This window comes from Chimaeribacter arupi, assembly GCF_002858805.1.
Lineage (GTDB): Bacteria > Pseudomonadota > Gammaproteobacteria > Enterobacterales > Enterobacteriaceae > Chimaeribacter > Chimaeribacter arupi.
Genome location: NZ_PJZI01000003.1, coordinates 1 through 9,091 on the forward strand (window position 1 = coordinate 1; position 9,091 = coordinate 9,091).

Sequence of the window (9,091 nt, forward strand, 5' to 3'; positions counted from 1 at the left end):
CGAAACATGCCACTTTACGACCAATGACGGCAGCGGAGCTGCAGAAAGACAGCGGGCGTATGCCAACGCAACAAACCTCGATCAAGAAACTAACCCACCACGCATGAACACCCGAAACATGCCACCCTACCGGCGCCGATCTAAGAAAGCGCCCCCACATGCCAATGTGATGCCCCACCCCTGAAAAATTTAAAAACAAAAAACCGTGATACCGTTTGCAATAAATAGCGGCCGATCCCAAAAGTGTCATCCCCCGCACGGTATGCTGGCACCGTTGATGCGCAGAGGGAGCGTGACCGGAGAATGAAAAATAGCCGCCATGAAGCGTTGCTGAAACTTGTTGCCGAGCAGGATGTGGTGAGCGTGAACCAGTTGTCCCTGCAATTAAATGTCTGCCGGGAGACGATCCGCCGTGACCTGAGCGAGTTGCAGGAGCAGGGGCTTATCATGCGGCGTCACGGCAAAGCCAAACGGATTATCCAGCAGGATGACATCGGTGAACCCTTTATCCACCGGGCAAAAAGCCATTTCAGCGATAAAGATGACATCACCCGCCAGGCGCTGGCCTATATCGAACCGGGGATGCTGCTGGCGCTGGATGCCAGCTCCACCTGCTGGTATCTGGCGCGTAAACTGCCGGACGTGCCGCTCACCGTGCTGACCAACAGCGCGCGTATCGTGCGGGAACTGGAACGGCGGCAGCACATCCGCGTGATCTGTACCGGCGGGGAGCTGCTGCGCAAAGAAGAGGTCTACCGTAACCCGGCCTTCTTCGCGCTGATCAAACATTATGATATCGATCTGTTTATGTTTTCCTGCGAAGGCCTGGATAAACAGGGGCTGCTGTGGGACTCCAACGACCATAACGCCGAATACAAAGCAATCCTGGTGAAGCGCGCAGCCCAGTCCCTGTTGCTGATGGACAAAAGCAAGCTGTGGCGGCAAGGCGTGGCGCGAATCTGCCTGTTACAGGAGGTCGATATCATCATCAGCAACCGCGAACTGAACCTGCCGCAAGCCGCCGGGTGCGTCTGACGCGCCCCACAACAGTGTTTCACCGGCCTGCTTATTTGCGTTTGGTGATTATTTTACCCTGATGTTATTCCCGCGCGGCGGTACGGTAAACCGGGCCCGCCCGGCCGCCGCGGCCCCCGCCTTTTTTCGCCTGCCTCTGCACCGCTTACTGATATTACTTTGAATATGCTAAGTAAATTACCGTCTAAGCCGGACGCAGTTTCCGCTTTACTTACGCCGTGCGGCTAAATATAGTCAAAAAAAAGCGCGTCCGGCCATTCAGTGCCACACTAAAAAACGTTGGCTTATTCATCTGCTCAATACTTCGTGACATAAGCCAGAAAAACAGTGACGCCAGAACGCGCCGGGATGCGCGCGTTTTTACGGACAGTTGACCAACAGGGTGCAGTGCCATCATGAGTAAACCAGAGATGACCGTTCACGGCGGTGCGCAAGCAGCGTCCGGCCTTGCCGTGGCCGTTACCGCCTTTCCCGCGAACCGGCTGACCGCGCCGCGCCGCCCAACCGGGCGCGCGCATTGAGCGGGGCCGGGCCGGTGCGTGCGCTTTCCTTTTCTGTCTCGCCTGCGGCGGCGGCCGGCCTCTTGCCGGACGACCAGGTGCTGGCCGTCAGCAATCTCAGCGTCGGGTTCACTTCGCAAAAACAGCACATCCAGGCGGTAAAGCAGCTCAGCTTTGAGGTGCGGCGCGGCGAAACCCTGGCGATTGTCGGGGAGTCCGGTTCCGGCAAATCCGTGACCTCGCTGGCGCTGATGCGGCTGGTGGAGCAGGGCGGCGGCGTGATTGAACAGGGGCAGATGCTGTTCCGCCGCCGGCGCGGCGCCGTGCTTGACCTGGCGCGGGCGACGCAATCCACCCTGCGCACCCTGCGCGGTGCCGATATGGCGATGATCTTCCAGGAGCCGATGACCTCCCTCAACCCGGTGTTCCCGGTCGGCGAGCAGATCGCCGAGTCCATCCGCCTGCATCAGGGCATGGACCGCCGCAGCGCGCGGCAGGAGGCGTTGCGGATGCTTGATCTGGTGCGCATCCCGGAAGCGCGCAATATCCTGGACCGCTACCCGCACCAGCTCTCCGGCGGGATGCGCCAGCGGGTGATGATTGCGATGGCACTCTCCTGCAAACCAGCGCTGCTGATTGCCGACGAACCCACCACCGCGCTGGATGTCACCATCCAGGCGCAAATCCTGCAACTGATCCGCGTGCTGCAACAAGAGATGCACATGGGGGTGATCTTTATCACCCATGACATGGGCGTGGTGGCCGAAGTGGCTGACCGGGTGCTGGTGATGTACCGCGGCGAAAGCGTGGAAACCGGCGACGTGAAACAGGTGTTTGCCGCCCCTGAACACCCCTACACCCGCGCCTTGCTGGCGGCGGTGCCGAAACTGGGCGCGATGCGCGGGAAACCTTTCCCGGCACGGTTTGACCTGATCCACGCCGGGGAGCAGGGCCGGGAGGCATTCCCGCCGCAGGACACCGTCCCGCCCGGCGCCGCGCCGGTGCTGCAGGTGCGCGATCTGGTGACGCGTTTTGACCTCCGCAGCGGGGTGTTCAACCGCGTCACCCGCCAGGTGCATGCGGTAGAAAAGGTCAGCTTTGATCTCTACCCCGGCGAGACGCTGGCGCTGGTTGGGGAGTCCGGCTGCGGCAAATCCACCACCGGGCGGTCGCTGCTGCGGCTGGTGGAGAGCCAGGGCGGCAGCCTCACCTTTAACGGCCAGTCGATCACCCATCTTTCCGGCGCGGCGCTGCAACACCTGCGGCGCGACATCCAGTTTATCTTCCAGGACCCTTACGCCTCGCTCGACCCGCGCCTCACGGTGGGTTACGCGATCATGGAGCCGCTGCTGGTGCACGGTGTGGCGCGCGGCAAAGAGGCTGAAGCGCGCGTCGCCTGGCTGCTGGAGCGGGTCGGGCTGCAACCGGAGCATGCCGCCCGTTACCCGCATGAGTTCTCCGGCGGCCAGCGCCAGCGCATCTGCATTGCGCGCGCGCTGGCGCTGAACCCGAAAGTGGTGATTGCCGACGAATCCGTCTCGGCGCTGGATGTGTCGGTACAGGCGCAGATTGTGAACCTGCTGATGGATCTCCAGCGCGAGTTCGGCATCGCGTTCCTGTTTATCTCGCATGACATGGCGGTCGTCGAGCGCATCAGCCACCGGGTGGCGGTGATGTTCCTGGGCCAGATTGTGGAGATCGGCCCGCGCCGCGCCGTATTTGAAAACCCGCAACACCCCTATACACGCAAATTGATGGCAGCCGTACCCGTGGCCGACCCGGCGCACCGCCGGCCGGAGCAGGCCCTTTTGGTGGATGAGATCCCAAGCCCGATCCGGGCAGCAGGTGACGAGCCTATCGTTGCGCCGCTGGTGCAGGTAGGGGACGGGCATTTCGTGGCCCGGCATCCGATTGCAGGTGCTTACTGACAGGGAATAACCCCAGGAGAATATAAAATGACTCAGCAGACTCTGCCCCGCCGCGCCCTGGTGGCCGGTGCCGTCCTGGCCATGCTGGCCGCCGCGCCCGCCTGGGCCGCGAAAGACGCCACCATCGCCGTCGGGTCGAATTTCACCTCGCTTGACCCGTATGACGCCAACGATTCGCTGTCGCAGGCGGTGGCAAAATCCTTCTATCAGGGGCTGTTCGGCTTCGATAAGGACATGAAACTGGTCAACGTGCTGGCGGACAGCTACCAGGTCAGCAGTGACGGCCTGGCCTATACCATCAAGCTGCACCCTGGGGTGAAATTCCAGGACGGCACCGACTTCAATGCGGAGGCGGTGAAGGTCAACCTCGACCGCGCCAGCAACCCGGACAGCCGCCTCAAGCGCTACAACCTGTTCAAGATGATCGCCTCGACCGAGGTGGTGGACCCGGCGACGGTGAAAATCACCCTGAAAGCGCCGTTCTCGGCCTTTATCAATAACCTGGCGCACCCGTCGGCGGTGATGATCTCCCCGGCGGCACTGGCGAAATATGGCAAAGAGATCGGCTTCCACCCGGTCGGCACCGGGCCGTACCAGTTTGTCGCCTGGAACCAGACCGACTACGTCAAAGTGAAGAAATTTGACGGTTACTGGAAGCCGGGCCTGCCGAAACTCGACAGCATCACCTGGCGCCCGGTGGTGGACAACAACACCCGCGCGGCGATGCTCCAGACCGGCGAGGCGGATTTCGCCTACCCGATCCCTTACGAGCAGGCCGCCATCCTGAAGAAAAACGCGAAACTGGATCTGGTCACCACGCCGTCGATCCTGCAGCGTTACATCAGCTTTAACGTCACGCAGAAACCGTTCGACAACCTGAAAGTGCGCCAGGCGATCAACTACGCCATCAATAAAGAGGCCCTGATCAAAGTGGCCTTCTCCGGCTATGCCGTGCCGGCTGAAGGGCCGGTGCCGCCGGGCATCGATTACGCCGCGCAGTACAAGCCGTGGCCGTATGACCCGGCCAAAGCGCGTGAATTGCTGAAAGAGGCGGGGTACCCGAACGGCTTTACCACCACGCTCTGGTCGTCGCATAACCACAGCACCGCGCAGAAAGTGTTGCAGTTTACCCAGCAACAACTGGCGCAGGTCGGGATCAAGGCCACGGTGACGGCAATGGATGCCGGCCAGCGTGCCGCACAGGTAGAAGCGGTCGGCCAGAAAGAGGCCGGGGTACGCATGTTCTACACCGGCTGGTCCGCCTCTACCGGGGAAGCCGACTGGGCGCTGACGCCGCTGTTTGCCAGCCAGTCTGCGCCGCCGAAACAGTTCAACACAGCGTTCTACAGCAACCCGCAGGTGGATAAAGATTTAAGCGACGCGCTGGCCACCACCGATCGCGCGGCGAAAGCCAAGCTCTATAAAGATGCGCAGGATAAGATCTGGGCTGACGCGCCGTGGGCTTTCCTGGCCACGGAACGCCTGGTCTCCGCGCATAACAAACGCCTGACAGGGTTCTATATGATGCCGGATACCCTGTTCAGCTTTGATGACGCCGACATCAAATAAGGCGGCGGCGGGCAGCCATCACGGGTGCCCGCCGGTCACCGGCAGCCAGGGGCTTTTGGACCGATGCTGAACTATTTTCTGAAACGTGTTTTAGGGTTAATCCCGACACTGCTGATTGTGGCGGTGCTGGTGTTTTTGTTTGTCCATCTGCTGCCGGGCGACCCGGCGCGGCTGGTCGCCGGGCAGGATGCGGATGAGAGCGTGGTGGCGCTGGTGCGCCAGGATCTCGGCCTCGATAAACCGCTGCCGGTGCAGTTCTTCCACTTCTTTACCAATGTGGTGCAGGGCAATTTCGGCACGTCAATGGTGTCAAAACGGCCGGTGGCGGAGGAGATCGCCCAGCGCTTTATGCCGACGCTGTGGCTGACCCTCGCCAGCATGGCCTGGGCGGTGCTGTTCGGTATGGTGATTGGCGTGGTGTCTGCCGTCTGGCGCAACCGCTGGCCGGATCGCCTCGGCATGACGCTGGCCGTCTCCGGGATTTCCTTCCCGGCCTTCGCACTGGGGATGCTGCTGATGCAGGTCTTCTCCGTGAACCTCGGCTGGTTGCCCACCGTCGGTGCTGACAGCTGGCAGCACTACATTCTGCCCTCCATCACCCTGGGCGCGGCGGTGGCGGCGGTGATGGCCCGCTTCACCCGCGCCTCCTTTGTGGAGGTGATGCAGGAGGATTACATGCGCACCGCGCGCGCCAAAGGGGTGCGCGAAAGCGTGGTGGTGGTTAAGCATGGCCTGCGCAACGCGATGATCCCGGTGGTGACGATGATGGGCCTGCAATTCGGGTTTCTGCTCGGCGGCTCGATTGTGGTGGAGAAAGTCTTTAACTGGCCGGGGCTGGGGCGGCTGCTGGTGGATTCGGTGGAGATGCGCGACTACCCGGTGATCCAGGCCGAAGTGCTGCTGTTTTCGCTGGAGTTCATCCTGATTAACCTGGTGGTGGATATCCTGTACGCCGCCATCAACCCTACCATCCGCTATAAGTGAGGCCGCATGAAATTCTGGAGACGTGATGCCACACTGGCGGGGATGCCGGTAATCCGGGTGGCGGGGCTGGGCGCAACGCGCACGCCGTGGCGCGCCTTCTGGCAACGCTTCACCCATCAGCCGGTGGCGCTGGTGGCGGGGGTGTTTGTGCTGCTGCTGATTGCCGTGGCGCTGCTGGCACCCTGGCTGGTGCCGTATGACGCCGAAAATTACTTCGACTATGACCGCCTGAACGAGGGGCCGTCCGCAATGCACTGGCTGGGCGTGGACTCCCTCGGGCGGGATATTTTCAGCCGCATCCTGATGGGCACGCGTATTTCGCTGGCGGCCGGGGTGGGCTCAGTGGTAATCGGTGCGGCCATCGGCACGTTTTTCGGCCTGCTGGCCGGCTACTACGAAGGCTGGTGGGACCGCATCACCATGCGCATCTGTGATGTGCTGTTTGCCTTTCCCGGCATTCTGCTGGCGATAGGCGTGGTGGCGATCATGGGCAGCGGCATGGCCAACGTGATTGTGGCGGTGGCGATTTTCAGCATCCCGGCGTTTGCCCGGCTGGTGCGCGGCAATACGCTGGTGCTGAAACACCAGACGTTTATTGAGTCCGCGCGCAGCATCGGCGCGTCTGATGCCACCATCCTGCTGCGCCATGTGCTGCCGGGCACGCTCTCCTCGATTGTGGTCTACTTCACCATGCGCATCGGCACCTCGATAATCACCGCCGCCAGCCTCTCTTTCCTTGGGCTGGGCGCGCAACCGCCGACGCCGGAATGGGGCGCGATGCTCAACGAGGCGCGGGCGGATATGGTGATGGCACCGCATGTGGCGATTTTCCCGAGCCTGGCGATTTTCCTCACGGTGCTGGCGTTCAACCTGCTGGGTGACGGGCTGCGGGATGCCCTGGACCCAAAACTGAAAACCTGAGCCTCCTACCCACCTTTTATGCTGCCGCTTTTTTTGCCTTTTATCCTGAACGCCGCCGGTGTTCAGGCTATTTCAGGTAAAGGTGGAATGCGTATCGCAAAATAAGCGCGCTATTCTCTGCCGCTCGCCTGTAGAGATATTCGGGGCAGGTGGCGGTGAATTACCCCTTTCGGGGTAATATTATTTCTCACGGCAGAAAATAGTAACCCTTTAGGGTTAGTTTATTCGCCTGTTTGCCGTTGCCATTATTTGGCTTCGAAAGTCAGCTGGCCTGAAAATAAGCCACGTACGCGGTGCCTGCTACTCCGGATGAGGTAGAGGCGTGTAAGCGTTCACTATTTATGCGGGCTAAGAACGTTCTGACTACCTGAATAAGCCATTAATAATCAATAAATAACCTATTTTTCCTGGTGTGCGTTCCTGTCAGGAAATAGGTGTTTTTCACTTTGCTTCTACCTGCCCGGCCCGCCGTAATAATGCGCGACAGCGCGAATTTTTATTAGCCACCGGCGCTTAATCGGCGTTTCTTTGATATTTCTCAGTAACCGTATTCTGCGCCTCAATAAAATTACCGCCTGATGCCTGGTCAGGCGGATTGATTTTAAAGGGGCGCATGTCGTGGAAAACAACCAAGTCATAGGCAATAACCAAAAAACCAAACGAACTCCAAACCCGGAAAATAAGCCGGATACCGGCCACCTTATTTCCGGCTGGGAACCTGAAAACCCCGTCTTCTGGGAGAACACCGGTAAATTCATTGCACGCCGTAACCTGGTCATCTCGGTGGCGGCGCTGCTGCTGGCGTTTTGCGTCTGGATGCTGTTCAGCACGGTGGCGGTCTACCTTAACCGTGTGGGCTTTGCCTTCACCACCGACCAGCTGTTCTGGCTCACGGCGCTGCCGTCGCTTTCCGGTGCGCTGCTGCGGGTGCCTTACTCCTTTGCCGTGCCGATCCTCGGCGGGCGCTTATGGACGGTTATCAGCACCGCCATCATGATCGTACCTTGTGTGTGGCTGGGCTATGCCATCCAGAACCCGCAGACGCCGTTCTGGGTGTTTGTGATCATCGCGCTGCTGTGCGGTTTCGCCGGGGCAAACTTTGCTTCCAGCATGGGCAACATCAGCCTGTTCTACCCGAAAAAACAGCAGGGCAGCGCGCTGGGGATTAACGGCGGGCTGGGCAATATGGGCGTCAGCGTGATGCAACTGCTCTCGCCGTTTATTGTGGCGCTGCCGCTCTTTACCTTTATCGGCGTGCAGGGCGTGGCACAGCCCGCCGGCGGCACGTTGTGGCTGGCGAACGCCGCGTGGGTCTGGGTGCCGCTGCTGGTGGTCACCACGCTGGCAGCCTGGTTCGGCATGAACGATCTCGCCGGCCTGAAAGCCTCGTTCCGGCAGCAACTGCCGGTGCTGAAAAGCGGCCATCTCTGGCTGCTCGGGATGCTCTACCTGGCGACCTTCGGCTCCTTTATCGGCTTTTCCGCCGGGTTCGCCATGCTGGCGAAAACGCAGTTCCCCGACATCGACATCATCAGGCTGGCCTTCTTCGGGCCGCTGCTGGGCGCGCTCGCCCGCTCGGGCGGGGGCATCCTCTCTGACAAATTTGGCGGCATCCGCGTCACCATCATCAACTACCTGCTGATGACCCTGTTCACCCTGGCGCTGTTCTTCACGCTGCCGGACAGCCACAGCAGCGGCAGCTTTGCCGCCTTCTATCTGATTTTCATGGGGCTGTTCCTGACCGCCGGGCTGGGCAGCGGCTCGACCTTCCAGATGATCGCCGTGATTTTCCGCCAGCTGGCGATGACGGCGGTGCTGAAAAAAGGCGGCACCCAGGAACAGGCGCAACATGTCGCCGTGACCGACACCGCTGCCGCGCTGGGCTTTATCTCCGCCATCGGCGCCATTGGCGGCTTCTTTATCCCGAAAGCCTTCGGCACCTCGCTGAGCCTCACCGGCTCGCCGGTCGGGGCGATGAAAATCTTCCTGATTTTCTACGCGGTCTGTTTCCTGGTGACCTGGCTGGTGTATGGCCGCCACCGCACGACGCCGTCGGCATAACGCTTGCCGGAACGCGGTGGTTCCGGCCTTTACCCCGCCCCCAGGGCATAGAGCAATGATTAAAAAAACGTCAGGGCATCTGACCCCGGCAGG

Annotated in this window: 6 protein-coding genes; all 6 read left to right on the forward strand. The window is 60.8% G+C overall.

What is annotated here, in order from left to right; translation table 11 throughout:
* Positions 1–303: 303 nt before the first annotated feature.
* The 6 genes from fucR (at position 304) to CYR52_RS02620 (ending at position 8,998) form a co-directional block, all read left to right on the forward strand.
* Positions 304–1,035, forward strand: coding sequence for an L-fucose operon activator (gene fucR, locus CYR52_RS02595; RefSeq protein ID WP_101827902.1), 732 nt, complete (start codon positions 304–306; stop codon positions 1,033–1,035).
* 583 nt (positions 1,036–1,618) lie between these two features.
* Positions 1,619–3,463: a glutathione ABC transporter ATP-binding protein GsiA gene (gsiA, locus tag CYR52_RS02600; protein WP_246538531.1), complete on the forward strand. Its 1,845-nt coding sequence runs from the start codon at positions 1,619–1,621 to the stop codon at positions 3,461–3,463.
* A gap of 27 nt (positions 3,464–3,490) precedes the next feature.
* Positions 3,491–5,032: a glutathione ABC transporter substrate-binding protein GsiB gene (gsiB, locus tag CYR52_RS02605; RefSeq protein WP_072925939.1), complete on the forward strand. Its 1,542-nt coding sequence runs from the start codon at positions 3,491–3,493 to the stop codon at positions 5,030–5,032.
* Positions 5,033–5,095: 63 nt separating this feature from the next.
* A complete protein-coding gene (gsiC, locus tag CYR52_RS02610; RefSeq protein WP_072925937.1) occupies positions 5,096–6,016 on the forward strand; it encodes a glutathione ABC transporter permease GsiC in 921 nt (306 codons plus the stop codon).
* 6 nt (positions 6,017–6,022) lie between these two features.
* Positions 6,023–6,937, forward strand: coding sequence for a glutathione ABC transporter permease GsiD (gene gsiD / locus CYR52_RS02615; RefSeq protein ID WP_101827903.1), 915 nt, complete (start codon positions 6,023–6,025; stop codon positions 6,935–6,937).
* A 702-nt stretch (positions 6,938–7,639) separates the two neighbouring features.
* Complete coding sequence (locus tag CYR52_RS02620; protein WP_394854007.1) at positions 7,640–8,998, forward strand: NarK family nitrate/nitrite MFS transporter; 1,359 nt, start codon at positions 7,640–7,642, stop codon at positions 8,996–8,998.
* The last annotated feature ends 93 nt before the right edge of the window (positions 8,999–9,091 follow it).

What these genes read in the sequence shown, in the direction of transcription:
- gsiB (WP_072925939.1), top strand. Translation starts at nt 3,491, where the DNA reads ATGACTCAGCAGACTCTGCCCCGCCGCGCCCTGGTGGCCGGTGCCGTC.
- gsiD (WP_101827903.1), top strand. Translation starts at nt 6,023, where the DNA reads ATGAAATTCTGGAGACGTGATGCCACACTGGCGGGGATGCCGGTAATC.
- fucR (WP_101827902.1), top strand. Translation starts at nt 304, where the DNA reads ATGAAAAATAGCCGCCATGAAGCGTTGCTGAAACTTGTTGCCGAGCAG.
- gsiC (WP_072925937.1), top strand. Translation starts at nt 5,096, where the DNA reads ATGCTGAACTATTTTCTGAAACGTGTTTTAGGGTTAATCCCGACACTG.